Annotated in this window: 15 protein-coding genes; 3 read left to right on the top strand and 12 right to left on the bottom strand. The window is 63.2% G+C overall.

Annotation, left to right across the window (positions count from 1 at the left end):
* Positions 1 to 2 precede the first annotated feature (2 nt).
* Together LB556_RS05840 and LB556_RS05835 are read right to left on the bottom strand one after the other, a co-directional pair.
* Positions 3 to 1,172: a mandelate racemase/muconate lactonizing enzyme family protein gene (locus tag LB556_RS05840; protein WP_224564982.1), complete on the bottom strand. Its 1,170-nt coding sequence runs from the start codon at positions 1,170 to 1,172 to the stop codon at positions 3 to 5.
* A gap of 59 nt (positions 1,173 to 1,231) precedes the next feature.
* Complete coding sequence (locus tag LB556_RS05835; protein WP_027144650.1) at positions 1,232 to 2,119, bottom strand: sugar phosphate isomerase/epimerase family protein; 888 nt, start codon at positions 2,117 to 2,119, stop codon at positions 1,232 to 1,234.
* A 398-nt stretch (positions 2,120 to 2,517) separates the two neighbouring features.
* On the opposite strand from LB556_RS05835, the gene LB556_RS05830 reads away from it, so the two are divergent.
* The 3 genes from LB556_RS05830 (at position 2,518) to LB556_RS05820 (ending at position 5,871) form a co-directional block, all read left to right on the top strand.
* Positions 2,518 to 3,573: a sugar phosphate isomerase/epimerase family protein gene (locus LB556_RS05830; RefSeq protein WP_224564980.1), complete on the top strand. Its 1,056-nt coding sequence runs from the start codon at positions 2,518 to 2,520 to the stop codon at positions 3,571 to 3,573.
* A gap of 53 nt (positions 3,574 to 3,626) precedes the next feature.
* Positions 3,627 to 4,814, top strand: coding sequence for a Gfo/Idh/MocA family protein (locus LB556_RS05825; protein ID WP_224564978.1), 1,188 nt, complete (start codon positions 3,627 to 3,629; stop codon positions 4,812 to 4,814).
* A gap of 205 nt (positions 4,815 to 5,019) precedes the next feature.
* Positions 5,020 to 5,871 (top strand): sugar phosphate isomerase/epimerase family protein, encoded by an 852-nt coding sequence (locus tag LB556_RS05820; RefSeq protein WP_224564976.1) that lies wholly within the window; start codon positions 5,020 to 5,022, stop codon positions 5,869 to 5,871.
* Positions 5,872 to 6,055: 184 nt separating this feature from the next.
* Here LB556_RS05820 and phnE (LB556_RS05815) read toward each other — a convergent pair whose 3' ends face one another.
* The 10 genes from phnE (LB556_RS05815) to LB556_RS05770 form a co-directional block, all read right to left on the bottom strand.
* A complete protein-coding gene (phnE, locus tag LB556_RS05815) occupies positions 6,056 to 7,423 on the bottom strand; it encodes a phosphonate ABC transporter, permease protein PhnE (protein WP_224564974.1) in 1,368 nt (455 codons plus the stop codon).
* A gap of 3 nt (positions 7,424 to 7,426) precedes the next feature.
* Positions 7,427 to 8,383, bottom strand: a complete 957-nt coding sequence (phnE, locus tag LB556_RS05810; RefSeq protein ID WP_224564973.1) for a phosphonate ABC transporter, permease protein PhnE — start codon at positions 8,381 to 8,383, stop codon at positions 7,427 to 7,429.
* A 57-nt stretch (positions 8,384 to 8,440) separates the two neighbouring features.
* Entirely contained in the window at positions 8,441 to 9,349 is a 909-nt protein-coding gene (gene phnD / locus LB556_RS05805) for a phosphonate ABC transporter substrate-binding protein (protein WP_224564972.1), read from the bottom strand.
* Positions 9,350 to 9,498: 149 nt separating this feature from the next.
* A complete protein-coding gene (gene phnC, locus LB556_RS05800; RefSeq protein ID WP_224564970.1) occupies positions 9,499 to 10,356 on the bottom strand; it encodes a phosphonate ABC transporter ATP-binding protein in 858 nt (285 codons plus the stop codon).
* A 128-nt stretch (positions 10,357 to 10,484) separates the two neighbouring features.
* On the bottom strand, positions 10,485 to 11,195 hold the full coding sequence (locus tag LB556_RS05795) for a DUF1868 domain-containing protein (protein WP_224564968.1): 711 nt from the start codon (positions 11,193 to 11,195) through the stop codon (positions 10,485 to 10,487).
* Between the two features lie 139 nt (positions 11,196 to 11,334).
* Positions 11,335 to 11,952, bottom strand: coding sequence for a DapH/DapD/GlmU-related protein (locus LB556_RS05790; protein WP_224564966.1), 618 nt, complete (start codon positions 11,950 to 11,952; stop codon positions 11,335 to 11,337).
* Positions 11,949 to 12,656, bottom strand: a complete 708-nt coding sequence (phnL, locus tag LB556_RS05785; RefSeq protein ID WP_224564964.1) for a phosphonate C-P lyase system protein PhnL — start codon at positions 12,654 to 12,656, stop codon at positions 11,949 to 11,951. The genes LB556_RS05790 and phnL overlap by 4 nt, the downstream gene beginning before the upstream one ends.
* A gap of 2 nt (positions 12,657 to 12,658) precedes the next feature.
* Entirely contained in the window at positions 12,659 to 13,435 is a 777-nt protein-coding gene (gene phnK, locus LB556_RS05780; protein ID WP_013892928.1) for a phosphonate C-P lyase system protein PhnK, read from the bottom strand.
* Positions 13,432 to 14,343, bottom strand: a complete 912-nt coding sequence (locus LB556_RS05775; protein ID WP_224564962.1) for an alpha-D-ribose 1-methylphosphonate 5-phosphate C-P-lyase PhnJ — start codon at positions 14,341 to 14,343, stop codon at positions 13,432 to 13,434. The genes phnK and LB556_RS05775 overlap by 4 nt, the downstream gene beginning before the upstream one ends.
* On the bottom strand, positions 14,340 to 15,452 hold the full coding sequence (locus LB556_RS05770; protein ID WP_224564960.1) for a carbon-phosphorus lyase complex subunit PhnI: 1,113 nt from the start codon (positions 15,450 to 15,452) through the stop codon (positions 14,340 to 14,342). The genes LB556_RS05775 and LB556_RS05770 overlap by 4 nt, the downstream gene beginning before the upstream one ends.
* Positions 15,453 to 15,454: the final 2 nt, after the last annotated feature.

The raw sequence follows: 15,454 nt of genomic DNA, 5'->3' as shown, positions 1-15,454 counted from the left end.
CTTCAATTGCGTTGCGCGTGCGCCTCCAGGAATCGCTCGGAAATGGTGAATCCCAATCCGGGCTTTTCCGGGATCGCTATCATACCGTCCTTTGCTTCGACAGTCTCTTCGACCAGATCGTGGATCATCGGGTTGGCGCCGAGCGAATATTCGACCGTGAAACTCGAAGGCGATGCGGCACAGACATGCAGCCCGGCAAAGAAGCAGGGCGCGCCGGCCCATAGATGCGGCGCAAAGCGCAAATTGAAGGCACTGGCGATGGTGCCGATCTTCATCGCCTCGCTGATGCCGCCGCAGAAGGCCGGGTCCGGCTGGAAGATGTCGGCGGCCTTGAGCACGGCGAGGTCGCGGAAAGCATAGCGCGTCGCCTCGCTTTCGCCGGTGGCGATCGGAATGCGGCCGGAGGCGCGCACTTCAGCCATGCCCGGCTTGTCGTCGGCGATCACGGGCTCCTCGAACCAGGCGAGGTCGAGATCGCCGACGAGGTGGATGAAGCGTTTGGCTTCGGCGACCGTATAGGTGCCATGGGCATCGACCATGAGCTCGACGTCAGGGCCGAGCGCCTGGCGCGCGGCGCGCACGCGAGCCGCGGAAATGTGCGCCGCACCATCCATGGCGCCGACACGCATCTTCAACGCCTTGAAGCCGCCCCTGGCCATATAGGATTTCAATTGCTCGCCAATGGCATCGGCGGAGGCCCAGCCACCAGAGGCGTAGGCCTGCATGCGATCGACCTTGCGGCCGCCGAGAAGTCGCCAGACCGGCTGGTCCAGCGACTTGCCAAGGATATCCCAGAGCGCGATGTCGACGGCGCTGATGGCGGCAATGCTCATGCCGCGCCGCGCCAGTTGTGGCATGGCGTGGCCGGCGCGTGCCGCGCTGTCGTGGCGCACGCCATTGTAGAGCATCTCCCAGATAACGCCGATATCGGCCGGATCGCGGCCGATCAATTGCGGGCCGACCTCGTGGTTGAGCATATGGACGAGAGCGCCGTAGCTGCCGGCACTGCCGGCGGCGTTCTTGCCTTCGCCCCAGCCGACCAGCCCGTCATCGGTCCCGATGCGCAGGATGGCGGCGTCGAAGGTCGTCACCTGGCCGAAGTCGCTGCGATGCTGCTTCGCGGCTTCGATCGGGACGCGGACCCACCAGGCCTGGACTGTCTTGATGCGCATATTTTTCCCCAGCCCTGCCGCCGGCCAGGGCGGAAGGACAAAATCCCAGAGGCAGTCGACTACTTGATCAGCGGCAACAGCGTTTCGGCGGTGATGCGCATCTGGTCGGTGTAGAATTTCTCGGTGAGCACGCTGGAGCCGTGATCCTGGATGAACTTCAACTGCTCGGGCGAGATATCGACCGGGTGGCGCTCGACCATTTCGGGATAGGGGGCTGCCGGCGTGCGATCGACGGGAGCGACGAACTCATTGGTCAGCGCGCCGTCATAGCCAACTTCCTTCAAGGTCGCGACGATCCTGGGCCAGTCGATCTGGCCGAGGCCGGCGGCGAAGCGGTTGTTGTCGGCGACATGGAAGTCGAACAGCCGCTTTCCGACCTGCCGGATCGCGTCATGGACGTTAAATTCCTCCATGTGGATGTGGTAGGCGTCGAGGCAGACGCCACATTCGGGGCTGACCGCGTCGGCCAGTGCCAGCGCCTGGGCGCCGCGGTTGAACAGATAGGTCTCGAAGCGGTTGAGCGGTTCGACGGCGATCTTGACGCCGACCTTCTTGGCGTGGGTAAAGCATTCTCGGGTCGCGTCGACGACCCATTTCCACTCTTCCTCCTCGGTGCCGTCCGGCACCACCTTGCCGACGGTCGCCGGAACCAGCGTGATGATCTCGCCGTCGAGTTCGCTGACCATGGTCAGCACATCCTTGACATATTGCACGGAGCGCTCACGCTGGCCCTGGTTCCTGGCGGCAAGATTGCGCTCGCCCAGCATCAAGGTCACCGCGCCCCAGCAGCGGATGCCATGCTCCTTCAACAGCGCCCGCGTCTCCTTGGTCTTGTACTGCGCGGGCTCGCCGGAAATCTCGATCGACTCATAGCCGAATTTCTTGATGCGCTTGAGCGTCGTCTCCAAGGGTTCCGCGCGCATCCAGTTGTGCGTCGAAAGATGCATGGTCTATCCTTCCCAAATTCGTCCGTATGGTTTGCCTGCGACATGCATCGCCAAAAGGCGACGCAAGGGTTCCTCCCCAAGGCATCCCCAGCCATCTTCTTGCAAACTGGTTCGACCAATTGGGCCTGAGTTGAGGTCTACAGCAAATTCCATGGAACGGCAAGAAGTGTGGCAGCGCAGCTATGGATGCGAGTTACCAGATTGATTATGCTGCGATATATGTCGGCGCACCGAATACGCAAAGCACCTCGCCATTGGATTGTGAGGCTTGACCAAATTCCCCCATTTGGTAATACCAGAATGGCAGTGCCTGCAAGCGCCCGATGCGAAAGACCAAAGTGGCTGGCCCTGCTTCCAATCGGCGCTATGCTTGGTCGGAGAAATGAGGGAGGATGCCGATGCCGACGACAATGAAGGGGCCGGGACTGTTTCTGGCGCAGTTCGCGGGCGATGCCGCACCGTTCAATTCGCTGGCCTCGATCACCAAATGGGCCGCCGGTCTCGGCTACAAAGGCGTGCAGATCCCGACCTGGGACGCGCGCCTGTTCGACCTCGAAAAGGCGGCGTCTTCCAAGGCCTATTGCGACGAGGTGAAGGGCATCTGCACCGACGCCGGCGTCGAGATCACCGAACTGTCGACGCATCTGCAGGGGCAATTGGTGGCGGTGCATCCGGCCTATGACGCGCAGATGGACGGGTTCGCGCCTGCTTCGGTGCACAACAACCCGAAGGCGCGACAGAAATGGGCGGTCGAGCAGATGAAGTTCGGCGCCAAGGCGTCGCGCAATCTCGGGCTGAATGCCTCGGTGTCGTTCACCGGCTCGCTGGCATTCCCCTACCTCTACCCCTTTCCGCAGCGGCCCGCGGGACTGATCGAGGAAGCCTTCGGTGAACTCGGCAAACGCTGGAAGCCGATCCTCGATGCCTATGAGGACAATGGTGTCGATGTCGGCTACGAGATTCATCCATCCGAAGATGTGTTCGACGGGGCGACCTTCGAGATGTTCCTCGATGCGGTCGGAGGCCACAGGCGCTGCAACATCAATTACGACCCTTCGCACTTCCTGCTGCAGCAACTCGACTATCTCGACTTCATCGATATCTATCACGAGCGGATCAAGGCCTTCCACGTCAAGGATGCCGAGTTCAACCCGACCGGACGGCAGGGCGTGTACTCCGGTTATCAGAGCTGGACGAACCGCGCCGGCCGCTTCCGCTCGCTCGGCGACGGGCAAGTGGATTTCGGTGGCATCTTCTCCAAGCTGACACAGTACAACTACGATTCCTGGGCGGTGCTGGAATGGGAATGCTGCCTGAAGCATCCGGAGGACGGCGCGGCCGAAGGGGCGCCCTTCATCCAGCATCACATCATCCGGGTGACGGAAAGGGCATTCGACGATTTCGCCGCTGGCACCACGGATAAGAAACTGCTGCGCGCCATGATGGGAATTTGACACCGCTTTCGCATCCCCTCGGGGGAGGGTTGTCTCATATGAGGGAGAAAAACATGGTTGGCGCATCGAAGTCGGAAACGGGAAGCGGCCCGATTCGTTACGGCATGGTCGGCGGCGGGCAAGGCGCCTTCATCGGCGCGGTGCACCGGATCGCGGCGCGCATGGACAATGATTTCGTGCTGGTCGCTGGCGCCCTGTCCGCCGATCCGGCCCGTGCCAAAGCTTCGGCCGCCGAACTCGGCCTCGATCCGGACCGCAGCTATGCGTCCTACGCCGAAATGGCCAGGGCCGAGGCGAAGCGCCCGGATGGCATCGAGGCCGTCGCCATCGTCACCCCCAACAACGTCCATGTGCCGGCGGCCAAGGCCTTCCTGGAGGCCGGCATCCACGTCATCTGCGACAAGCCGCTGGCGACGACGCTGGCCGAGGCGAAAAAGCTTGCGGCGATCGTCGAAAAGACCGGCAAGGTGTTCGTGCTCACACACAATTATACAGCCTATCCGATGGTGCGGCAGGCGCGCGAGATGGTGGCCAAGGGCATGCTCGGCGACATCCGCATCGTGCAGTCGGAATATCCGCAGGACTGGCTGACGGAGGACCTCGCCGCGACCGGCCAGAAGCAGGCATCGTGGCGGAGCGACCCCAAGCAGGCGGGTGCCGGCGGCGCGCTCGGCGACATCGGCACCCATGCCTATAACCTCGCCCGCTTCGTCTCCGGGCTCGAACTCGACTCCCTGTCGGCGGATCTCGACGCCTTCGTGCCGGGCAGGCTGCTCGACGACAACGTCAACGTCATGCTGCGGTTCAAACCGACGGGAAAAACCCATTCGGCCAAGGGCATGATCTGGGCAAGCCAGGTGGCGCCCGGTCACGAGAACGGCCTGAAGCTGCGCATTTATGGTTCGAAGGGTGGGCTTGAATGGGTGCAGGCCGATCCGAACTATCTCTGGTACACGCCGTTCGGCCAGCCGAAACAATTGATCACCCGCAACGGGGCAGGCGCGCTACCGGTGGCAGGCCGTGTCAGCCGCGTTCCATCGGGCCATCCCGAAGGTTATCTCGAAGGCTTCGCCAACATCTACCAGGAAGCGGCACGCGCCATCCGCGCGGCGCGCCGCAAGGGTGGTAAGCCGGCAAAGGACGTCGTCTTCCCGACCATTCAGGATGGCGTCGAAGGCATGGCTTTCATCGAAGCCTGCGTGAAGTCGTCGAAGAAGAATGGGGCGTGGACGAAGCTGTAGTTTCGACTTCGCTGGGGGAAGACCCCTCACCCGGATTGCCAACCGAATTGCGAAGGGCAATTCGACCTCTCCCGAGGGGGGACAGGAGGCGCCGGCGCATATCTCTTCTCCCCCTCGGGGAGAAGGTGGCCGCGAAGCGGCCGGATGAGGGAAGTGGCGAAAACCGGCGGAGCCACCAGCCGGGCGCCAAAAGGGGAGAGCGTCGATGAAAATCGGCATGTGCATGTTCTTGTGGACGACCGCGGTGTCGAAGAAGCACGAACCGCTGCTTCGCGACATCAAGGCGACCGGCTTCGACGGGGTCGAGATACCGATCTTCGCCGGCACGCCGGACGACTACAGGAAGCTGGGCGAACTGCTCGACCGTATCGGGCTGGAGCGGACCGCCGTTTCAGCGATGGGCGATCCGGCGATGAACCTGATCTCGGCCGATGCGGCAACGCGCAAGACCGGCGTCGATTACATGAAATGGGCCATCGATTGCGCCGATGCGCTTGGTGCCGGCACGCTGAGCGGCCCTCTGCATTCGACGCTCGGCGCTTTTTCCGGCAGCGGACCGACGGCCGCCGAGAAAAAGCGCTCCATTTCTTCGCAACGCGCCATCGGCGACCATGCCGGCAAGAAGGGCATCACCATCGGTCTTGAAGCCCTCAACCGCTTCGAATGCTATCTCCTCAACACCATGGCCGACCTGTCGGAGCATATCGACGCCATCGACCGGCCGCACATCAAGGCGATGTACGACACTTTCCATGCCAACATCGAGGAGGCCGACCCGATCGGCGCCTATACCAGGCACCGGGGCAATGTCGTGCATGTCCATATTTCGGAGAACGATCGCGGTGTGCCGGGGCGTGGCAACATACCATGGAAGGAGACATTTTCGGCCATCCGCAAAAGCGGTTATGACGACTGGCTGACGATCGAGGCCTTTGGCCGCTCCCTGAAAGACCTGGCCGCGGCAACCAAGGTGTGGCGCGATTTCTCCGAGACGCCGGAGGCTGTGTATCGGGACGGTTACAGGCACATCAAGAACGGGTGGAGGAAGGCGGCTTAGCCGCCCTGCGCCTTGTCCATTTCCAATTTGCGTTCGCGGCGGTTGCAAGGTGGTTCCCCCACTCCGTCTCGGCTTCGCCGAGCCACCTCTCCCCCGTCGATCGGGAGAGAGGTGTCGAGCGAAGCTCGACGGAGTGGGGGTCGACCCTTTGGCGCAGAGGCGCACGCATCGTCTCGCCCGGCGGCTAACCCTGCCGGGCCTGGATCCTGTTGTAGTCGTGGATCGTGCGGCTCAGCCGGCGGCGCAGGAAGTTCGAGATGTTGTCGAAGATGAAGACGACCATCAGGATCAGCAGCACCATGTAAAAGACGTTGGCCCAGTTCGAGTTGGTGCGCATCGCTTCCCACAGTTTCAGGCCGATACCGCCGGCGCCGACGGCACCGATGATGGTGGCGCCGCGGGTGTTGGATTCCCACTGGTAGAGCGTCTGGCTGATAAAGACGGGTATCACTTCGGGCATCACGCCGTAGCGCTGCACAAGCAGACCGTTGGCGCCGGTCGAGAGCACGCCCTCGCGCGGCTTGTCGTCGATGTTCTCCAGCGCCTCGGAATAGGTTTTGCCAAGCGTGCCGATCTCGGTGAAGAAGATCGCCGCGCTGCCGGCCAGGGGTCCGGGACCGAAGGCGCGGGTGAAGAACAGCGCCCAGATCAGCATGTCGACGGAGCGCATGAAGTCGAAGAAGCGCTTGAGCACCTGGCCGAGCGCGCCGCTCGGCGTGATGTTGCGGGCGGCGAAGAAGGCGAGCGGGAAGGCAACAATGCCGCCGAGCAGCGTGCCGAGAAACGCCATGACGATGGTCTGCAGCAGCTTGGTCCAGACGTCACCGTGCTGCCACTGGGCGTTGTTCCAGATGTTGTCGCCGGCAAGTGCGAGGTTCGAGGTGCCCGGTTTCAGTTCGGGGCCCGACACGATTAGCGAGATCACTTCGCCGGCTGGCTTGCCGAAGAAGGGCGAGCGTGTGTCGAAGACGAAATTCGCCCAGCCGAGGAAGCGCTTGCGCACCTTGACGCGGTCGACGGTGACGCGAACCTCGCCGACGAAGCCCATCCTGGCCACCACCTCGTCATCATGCGCAGTGATCCAGTCCGGCACCTGGCCTTCGACCAGGGGTTTGCCGCTGGTCAACGAGACAGGGACCGTCTGCCCGTGGGCAACAATCGTCGCTTGCGCCTTGTTGAAAGTGACGGATCTCGCAGGTCCGTCGATCAGCACGGTGAAACTGCCGTCCGGATTCTTAATGACCCAGTCTGGGTTCGGGTTATCGCCAAGGGCTGAGAAGCGCGGATATTTCGGCGTGATCTCGGGTTGGTCGAGGCGGAATTCCGGCTGCAGATCGTAGCTGATCCACTGCGTCAGGAAGAGCGGCAGGCGGTCCCAGTGCGATTCCCTCAGCACCTGAGGCAGGCTGAAGAACCACATGGCATAGACGAGATACAAGATTGTTCCCAGGACCAGGAACAGCGGGCCGTAGCGCTTGTAGGCCGGGCGACGGAACACCTGTGGGTAGCGTTCCTCGATCGACAGCATCTCGTCGGCAGTCATTGTCGACATTATCTATGCTCCCATCAGGAAGGCTTGCTCACCGACCAGCTTACGGCGAAGCCAGGCGGAAAACTGGTCGATGATGAAGATCGTCGTGAACAGCAACAGCACCAATGCCAGTGTCTTGGCGCCGAAACCGCGCGAAATGGACAGTTTGAGTTCCTCGCCGATGCCGCCGCCGCCGACCGCGCCAATGATGGTCGACGCACGGACATTGATCTCGACGCGCAGCAGCGTGTAGGACACGAAATTTGGCAATACCTGCGGGAGGTCGGCGAAGCGCACCCGCTCGAACCAGTTGGCGCCGACCGCTCGAAGGCCCTCCTCGGCGCGCATGTCGATGTTCTCGTTGATCTCGTAGAACAGCTTGCCGAGGGCGCCGATGGAATGCAGACCGATGGCGATGATGGCAGCGATCGGTCCGATCGAAACGATGGCCGCGAACAGGCCGGCGATGACGATCTCGGGAAAGGCGCGCAGCAGTTCCATGAAGCGCTTGACGAGGAGCCTCAGCGCCGGATGCGGCGTCAGGTTGCGCGCGGCGATGAAAGAGAACGGCACTGCGAAGATGAACCCGACGAAGGTCGAGACCAGCGCCACATTCACCGTGATCAGCATCAGCTCGAAATATTCGGGGACATAAAAGGCGCCCCAGACATAGACGCGACCGAGTGGGAAGTTGAATTCCTGTGTGCCGGTGTCATGGGGCGAGGCGATGTCGAATAGTGCCCGCCAGACGTCGTTCCAGTCCTTGGGAACGAGCCAGCTCAGGAAATCCAGAAGGTGGGGGAGCCGGTCGAAGAAATGCCCGGCATTGGCTTCGTCGGCGAACCACATGCTGCCGAACATGGCGGCCAGCAGCAATCCAACGCCGAGCACCGTATAGAGGCGGCGCAGCGATGTCTGGCGCCGCCAGGCGTCGGCCACCGTGTGCGGCGTGCCGGAAGGGGCGGGAACGGAAAGGGTCATGATCGGACAAACAGAAAGGGCGGCGTCATTTCAACGCCGCCCTTTCCAATCTCGCCATTAGCCGCCGATGGCCGCCTTACGGGCTTCGACGATGACGCTGTAGAAGTCCGGCTTCACCGGAACGTAGCCGGTGAAATCGCCGCCTTCGACGCCTTCGAAGCAAGCTTTGTCCTTCTTGGGCAGATCGGTGAAGAACGCCGTGAGCTTTGCGGTCATGTCGTCGCCGATCGCAGTGCGCACGACCAGCGGGCCGTTCGGGATCAGGCCCGAGCGCCAGACTTCCACAAAGTCGTTAGGGTCGACGGCGCCCTTGGCGACTTCCTTGTGGAAGGTGCCGGAGGAGTAGCCGTTCTTGAAGTCGCCGATGCCCGAGGAATCGTCCACCGCGACATCGACCTTGCCGTCGCGCACGGCGAGCATGTTGTTCTCGTGGCCGCCGTTGAACTGGGTCGAAGCGAAGAACTTGTCGTTCGTCATGCCGGTGGTCTTTGGAATCTGCGTCAGCGGGATCAGGTAGCCCGAGGTCGAATCCGGGTCGGCGTAGCCGAGTTTCTTGCCCTTGGCCGACATGATGTCCTTGATGCCCGAGGACTTCAGCGCCATGCCGATCGAGTAGTAGCCGGTAGCGCCGTCGGTCTGCTGGGTGGTGAGGATCGGTGTGACGGCCTTCGGGTCCTTGATGTAGACGCTGGCATAGCCGGAAGCGCCGAGCTCGGCGAAGTCGAGCGTGCCGCCGAGCAGGCCCTGGATCACGCCATCATAGTCGGCGGCGGGGAACAGCGAGACCTTCTCGAAGCCGAACTCGGTCTTCAGGTGGTCGGCCAGGCACTGGTAGTTGCGCAGGCGGTCGGCCTCGTTCTCACCGCCGAGAATGCCGACGCGGAATTCTTTCATGTCGGCGGCATGGGCCATGCTGGTGGCCATCGCGAGCACCGAAACGGCGCCAAAAATCATTTTCCTGAACATATGACATCTCTCCTGTAGGTTCCGGCCCCGCGCCGGCAGCGTTCTTGATCTTGACGGTGCCCTTGACGCGGGCGGACGATCCAGTACGGCTTTTCTTGGCCCATGATCTTTCCCGAGAAGCGAAATTCCACTTTTTCGGGATATTGGGCTCAGTATCCCGGGAAAGCGGGTTCGAGCGGTCCGGCGGATGTGGCAATCTTTTGTTTGTAGGCAACGCTGGTCGAGGTGATGGCCTCGGAGATTTCGCTGCCATTGCTGTCAGCGCCATAGACAAGACGCACGGCGTCGCGGTCGAGCTCTTCCGGGGGACCGTCGAAGACGACCTTGCCGGCGGCCATGCCGATGATGCGGCTGCAGTAGGCGCGGGCGGTATCGAGCGTGTGCAGGTTTGTGACGACGGTTATGCCTTCGCGCAGGTTGATGTCCTGCAGCGAGTCCATCACCACCTTGGCGTTGAGCGGGTCGAGCGAGGCGATCGGCTCGTCGGCAAGGATCACCTTGGGCTGCTGCATCATGGCGCGGGCTATCGCGACGCGCTGCTGCTGTCCGCCCGACAGCGTGCCGGCAGGCTGAAGGGCCGTACGCGCGATGTCGAGCCGCTCCAGCGCCGCGACCGCTTCGGCGCATTCGGCGCGCGAGAACATGCCCAGAAGATTGGACAGGGTCGAACGGTGGTTCAATTTGCCGAGCAGCACGTTGGTCAGCACGTCAAGGCGCGGCACCAGGTTGAACTGCTGGAAAATCATGGCGCAGTCCCGCTGCCAGCGCCGCAGCGGCGAACCGCGGAGCGCGGAGACCTCGGCGCCGTCGAAAAAAATCGACCCCTGGCTCGGATCGACAAGACGGTTGATCATGCGAAGAAGAGTGGATTTGCCGGCACCCGAACGGCCGATGACGCCGACCATCTGACCCTGCGGGATCGAGATGTTGACGTCGCTGACGGCGGTATTCTTGCCAAATCGTCGGCTGATACCGCGAATTTCGAGCGTGGCAGAGGCTTCTGGCATTGCAGGTTCCAGTGCGGACCTATTGATCGTCAGGGCTCTCGCTAACGCAATCACATGAACCTGCCATGTCGCCACCATGTCAGTTTTGTTACGCTCCACAGGCGTGGAGACTGGCACCTTGCGGGCCCTTAGCCGAGCACAAGCAACTCCTCGAAATGCTTCATGTCGCGGAAGGCACAGAAGGCGGGGGGCTTGATCTCGATCACCGGCGCCTGGCGTGCGAAAAGCGCCAGGCAATCATCAGACAATGTCTGCCATGCGGCGGCCCGATCATCCGCAAGGCGCTGGACCTGATAGGCGAAGGTGATGTGGAAGACGTACGCGTCGTGATCGGGATGCCGGTAGCCGAACGGCACCGCGAGCGCGTCACGCCATTGGCGCATGATGCGCACATCCTCGTCCGTCGCGCCGGCAACGGTGAGACCGCTCGGCACGATCTCGACCACCTTGATGTTGAACGGGCCGGCGCCCTGGAAACCTTTCAGCCGTTCCAGATAGAGGCGGGTCATGGCGTCGATGCTGGTGTCGAGCGGTACGTCCCGCGGCCAGTAAGGCAAACGGCGGCGATATTCGATGATGCCCTGGAACAGTGTCATGTGCAGGCTGGAGACGGGCGTGAAGGCGAGGCGGTCGGCGTCCGGCATCGCCATCATCCGGTCGCGCACGGCGAGCACCACGGCTTCGGATGGCGAGCCGCCGACCAGATGGCTGACGACCGTGTTGCCGGGCTCCAGGAGAAAGTTGCCTGACGCGTCGTAGCGGGTGCCGAGATGCGCCGACGGTGCCGGATTGAAGCCGGCAAAGAATCCTGTGAGCGAGGGTCTGACTGTGTCGAGCATGGCGATCTCCTTGGGAGATGGCGTCCTGTCCGAATCGTGTGTCAGGGATATGAACAGGCCTGCCCCATGACGGCAATGTGAGAGCCATGTCTCCTTGCCTGACGCAGCTGCGAACGGACCACTTTTTCCTCGAATTGCCCTATCCCTCGTACTTCTCCAGGAACGCCGGGGCCGACAACTCGCGAAAGTCGTCGAGCGCGATGCGTAGCCTCGCATGGTCCCAGTCCCACCAGGCAAGTGCCTGGTAGCGTTCCGCGGTGCGGCGGTCGAAGCGCTCGCGGATCGGTCTGGCCGGCACGCCGGCGACGATGGTGTAGGGCGCGACATCCCTGGAGACCACAGCGCCGGCGCCGACGACGGCGCCATCTCCAACGCTGACGCCGGGCAGAACGGTCGAGCCGTGGCCGAGCCAGGTGTCGTGGCCGATGGTGACGCGCTTGGCGCGGCGCTCAGCGAAGAATTCGCTCTCATGCTCGGCGTCGTCCCAATAGTCCGACGCGCGATAGGTGAAATGATGCAGTGTCGGCCGCCAGGTCGGGTGGTTGGTGGCGTTGAGGCGCACGCTGGCCGCGATGTTGGCGAACTTGCCGATCGTCGCGCACCAGACGGCGCAGTCCTGCATCATGTAGGAATAGTCGCCGAGTTCGCTTTCCGAGACCCGGCTGCGGTCGGCGATCTCGGTCCAGCGGCCGAGCGTCGAGTTGTGGACCTCCGCAGTCGGGTGGACCAGCGGTGTCTCCGACAGTTTCCTGCTCATGCGGCGAGTTTTCCAGGCGCGAAGGCGGTGACGTCGACGATGCGGTCGGCCACCGCCTCGCGCACATCGTGGTCGTGGAAGATGCCGAGCAAGGCGACGCCCGCCCGCTTCTTGGCGGCAATGAGTTCGATCACCACGTCGCGATTGGTGGCGTCGAGCGAGGCAGTCGGTTCGTCGAGCAGCAGGATCGGATGTTCCGTGATGAAGCCGCGCGCGATGTTGACGCGCTGCTGCTCGCCGCCGGAGAAGGTTGCCGGAGGCAGCATCCAGAGTTTTTCCGGCAGGTTGAGCTGGGCCAGCAAGGCGCGGGCCTTGGCGCGGGCTGCCTCGCGCTCCTCGCCGCGTTCGACCAGCGGTTCGGCGACGACATCGAGAGCTGAAACCCGCGGCACGGTGCGCAGGAACTGGCTCACATAGCCGATCGTCTGCCGGCGAACGGAAAGCACGGTGCGCGGGCTGGCACGGGCGAGATCGATCAGCCCGTCCTGGTGCGTGACGATGATCTGCCCTTCGTCGACGGCGTAGTTGCCGTAGAGCATCTTCAGGATCGAGCTCTTGCCGGCCCCGGAGGGGCCGCCGAGAACCGTGCATTCACCGGTCTTGATCGAGAACGAGACGCCGGCGACGACAGGCAATTTGATGCCGTCGCGCAGATGCATGGTGAAGCTTTTGGCGACGTCGGAGACAACGAGTGGGGTCGGCATCGTTACACCTGCAAAATGGAAGAGACGAGCAATTGCGTGTAGGGCGCGCGGGGGTCGTCCAGCACGCGGTCGGTGAGGCCGCTTTCGACGACGCGGCCGTCCTTCATCACCATCATGCGCTGCGACAGAAGACGCGCCACGGCGAGGTCGTGGGTGACGACGATGGCGGCAAGGCCAAGATCGGTGACAAGGCCACGCAAGAGATCGAGCAGGCGCGCCTGCACCGAGACATCGAGGCCGCCGGTCGGCTCATCCATGAACACCAGGCGCGGTCCGGTGACGAGATTGCGGGCGATCTGCAGGCGCTGGCGCATGCCACCGGAAAAGGCGCGGGGTTCGTCGTCGATGCGGTCCTGCTCGATCTCGACGCGCGACAACCAGTCGACAGCCGTGGCGCGGATCTTGCCGTAGTGGCGGTCGCCGACGGCCATCAGCCGTTCGCCGACATTGGCGCCGGCCGAAACCGTCATGCGCAGGCCGTCCGCCGGGTTCTGATGGACAAAGCCCCAGTCGGTGCGCATCAGGAAGCGGCGCTCGGCTTCGCTCATGCGGTAGAGTTCGCGGAACTGGCCGTCGCGCATGCGGTAGCTGGCGGTGCCGGAGGAGGGCAAAAGCCGCGTCGACAGGCAGTTGAGCAGCGTCGTCTTGCCGGAACCGGACTCGCCGACGACCGCCAGAACCTCGCCCGGCCACAGATCGAAGCTGACATTGTCGCAGCCAACGCGCGAGCCGTAGAATTTGGAGAGCGCCGAGACGCGCAGCAGCGGTTCGTCGGTCATTGTGCCGGCTCCAATTTTTCGGAAGCAAGATCGGTTTCGGGGGCAAGATGGCCGCGATGGCCTTCTTCGCGCCGCTTCTCGCAGTAATCGGTGTCGGAGCAGACGAACATGTGGCCGCCATGGTCGTCGAGGATGACCTCGTCGAGATAGACGTTCTCGGCTCCGCACAGCGCGCAGGGCTGGTCGAAGGTCTGTATCTCGAACGGATGATCCTCGAAGTCGAGGCTGACGACGTCGGTGAAGGGCGGCACGGCGTAGATGCGCTTTTCGCGGCCGGCGCCAAACAACTGCAGGGCCGGCGAACGGTGCATTTTCGGGTTGTCGAATTTCGGCGTCGGCGAGGGGTCCATCACATAACGGCCCTCGACCTTGACCGGATAGGCATAGGTGGTGGCGATGCGGCCATGCTTGGCGATGTCCTCGTAGAGCTTGACATGCATGAGGCCATATTCTTCCAGCGCGTGCATTTTGCGCGTTTCGGTCTCGCGCGGCTCGAGGAAGCGCAGGGGTTCGGGGATCGGCACCTGATAGACAAGCACCTGGCCGGCGGTCAGCGGATGCTCGGGGATGCGGTGGCGGGTCTGGATGATGGTCGCCTTCGCCGTCTCGGTGGTGACGGCGACATTGGCGACCTTCTTGAAGAAGGCGCGGATCGAGACCGCGTTTGTGGTGTCGTCGGCGCCCTGGTCGATGACCTTCAGGACATCGTCGGGGCCGATGATCGAAGCGGTCACCTGGACGCCGCCGGTGCCCCAGCCGTAAGGCATCGGCATTTCGCGCGAGGCGAACGGCACCTGATAGCCGGGAATGGCGATGCCCTTGAGGATGGCGCGGCGGATCATCCGCTTGGTCTGCTCGTCGAGATAGGCGAAGTTGTAGGTGGCGATGTCGGTCGATTGCGCGGTCATTCCGCTGCCTCTTTCTTTTCTTCCGCCTTAGCGGGATTTTCGCGGGCCTCGTATTCGGCGCGCATGCGGCGCACGAGGTCGAGTTCGGCCTGGAAGTCGACATAGTGCGGCAGCTTCAAATGCTCGACAAAGCCGGTGGCCTGGACATTGTCGGAATGCGAGATGACGAATTCCTCGTCCTGCGCGGCGGCAACGATATCCTCGCCGAGCTCAGAAGCACGCAGTGCCCGGTCGCAGAGCGCCATGGCCATCGCCTTGCGCTCGCTCTGGCCGAAGACGAGGCCATAGCCGCGGGTGAATTGCGGCGGCGCCTTGGCCGATCCCTTGAACTGGTTGACCATCTGGCATTCCGTGACCCGCACCGTCCCGAGCGGCACGGCGAAAGGCAGTTCGGGGACGTCGAGCTCCAGCTCGACCCCGCCGATGCGGATCTCGCCGACAAAGGGATGATTGCGGGCATAGCCGCGCTGGGTGGAATAGCCGAGCGCCAGCAGAAAACCCTCGTCGCCGCGCGACAGCGCCTGCAGGCGGATATCGCGCGCCATCGGAAATTCCAGCGGCTCGCGGGTGATGTCGCCGGGGACATGGTCCTGCGGCATCTCGCCGTCCGGTTCGATCAGACCTTCGCGGGCAAGGATGGCCGAGACACGCGGCATGGCCTGCGCTTCGGTCTCGCGCCGCAAAGGCTCGGCGACATCGGCGCCGGCGGCAAGCTCGGGATCGAGCAGGCGGTGGGTGTAGTCGAAGGTCGGGCCGAGCAACTGGCCGCCGGGCAAGTCCTTGTAGGTCGCCGAGACGCGCCGCTCGACCAGCATGGTGCCGGTATCGATCGGGTTGGTGTAGCCGAAGCGCGGCAGCGTGGTGCGATAGGCACGTACCAGGAAGATCGCCTCGATCATGTCGCCGCGTGCCTGGGCGATGGCGAGCGCGGCGAGTTCACGGTCGTAGAGCGAGCCTTCGCTCATCACCCGGTCGACGCCGAGCGCCAGCTGCTCGACGATCTGGTCGAGGCGCAGCGCGGGCACCGAACGGTCGCCGCGCCGGCGATCGGCTAGCAGGCAGTGGGCGTTGGCGATTGCGGCCTCGCCGCCCTTTACCGCGACATACATCT

Origin of the sequence: Mesorhizobium sp. ES1-4 (assembly GCF_020164745.1) — a bacterium.
Classification (GTDB): Bacteria; Pseudomonadota; Alphaproteobacteria; order Rhizobiales; family Rhizobiaceae; genus Mesorhizobium.
The sequence above is the reverse complement of the archived record's forward strand: the minus strand, read 5'-3'. Positions and strand labels throughout refer to the sequence as shown.

Bases quoted from the DNA above. Each gene is read 5' to 3' on its own strand.
- phnC (WP_224564970.1), bottom strand. From the start codon at position 10,356: ATGCCAGAAGCCTCTGCCACGCTCGAAATTCGCGGTATCAGCCGACGA.
- phnL (WP_224564964.1), bottom strand. From the start codon at position 12,656: ATGCCGACCCCACTCGTTGTCTCCGACGTCGCCAAAAGCTTCACCATG.
- LB556_RS05820 (WP_224564976.1), top strand. From the start codon at position 5,020: ATGAAAATCGGCATGTGCATGTTCTTGTGGACGACCGCGGTGTCGAAG.
- LB556_RS05830 (WP_224564980.1), top strand. From the start codon at position 2,518: ATGCCGACGACAATGAAGGGGCCGGGACTGTTTCTGGCGCAGTTCGCG.
- LB556_RS05790 (WP_224564966.1), bottom strand. From the start codon at position 11,952: ATGAGCAGGAAACTGTCGGAGACACCGCTGGTCCACCCGACTGCGGAG.
- LB556_RS05795 (WP_224564968.1), bottom strand. From the start codon at position 11,195: ATGCTCGACACAGTCAGACCCTCGCTCACAGGATTCTTTGCCGGCTTC.
- LB556_RS05840 (WP_224564982.1), bottom strand. From the start codon at position 1,172: ATGCGCATCAAGACAGTCCAGGCCTGGTGGGTCCGCGTCCCGATCGAA.
- phnK (WP_013892928.1), bottom strand. From the start codon at position 13,435: ATGACCGACGAACCGCTGCTGCGCGTCTCGGCGCTCTCCAAATTCTAC.
- phnE (WP_224564973.1), bottom strand. From the start codon at position 8,383: ATGACCCTTTCCGTTCCCGCCCCTTCCGGCACGCCGCACACGGTGGCC.
- phnD (WP_224564972.1), bottom strand. From the start codon at position 9,349: ATGTTCAGGAAAATGATTTTTGGCGCCGTTTCGGTGCTCGCGATGGCC.
- LB556_RS05825 (WP_224564978.1), top strand. From the start codon at position 3,627: ATGGTTGGCGCATCGAAGTCGGAAACGGGAAGCGGCCCGATTCGTTAC.
- phnE (WP_224564974.1), bottom strand. From the start codon at position 7,423: ATGTCGACAATGACTGCCGACGAGATGCTGTCGATCGAGGAACGCTAC.
- LB556_RS05835 (WP_027144650.1), bottom strand. From the start codon at position 2,119: ATGCATCTTTCGACGCACAACTGGATGCGCGCGGAACCCTTGGAGACG.
- LB556_RS05770 (WP_224564960.1), bottom strand. From the start codon at position 15,452: ATGTATGTCGCGGTAAAGGGCGGCGAGGCCGCAATCGCCAACGCCCAC.
- LB556_RS05775 (WP_224564962.1), bottom strand. From the start codon at position 14,343: ATGACCGCGCAATCGACCGACATCGCCACCTACAACTTCGCCTATCTC.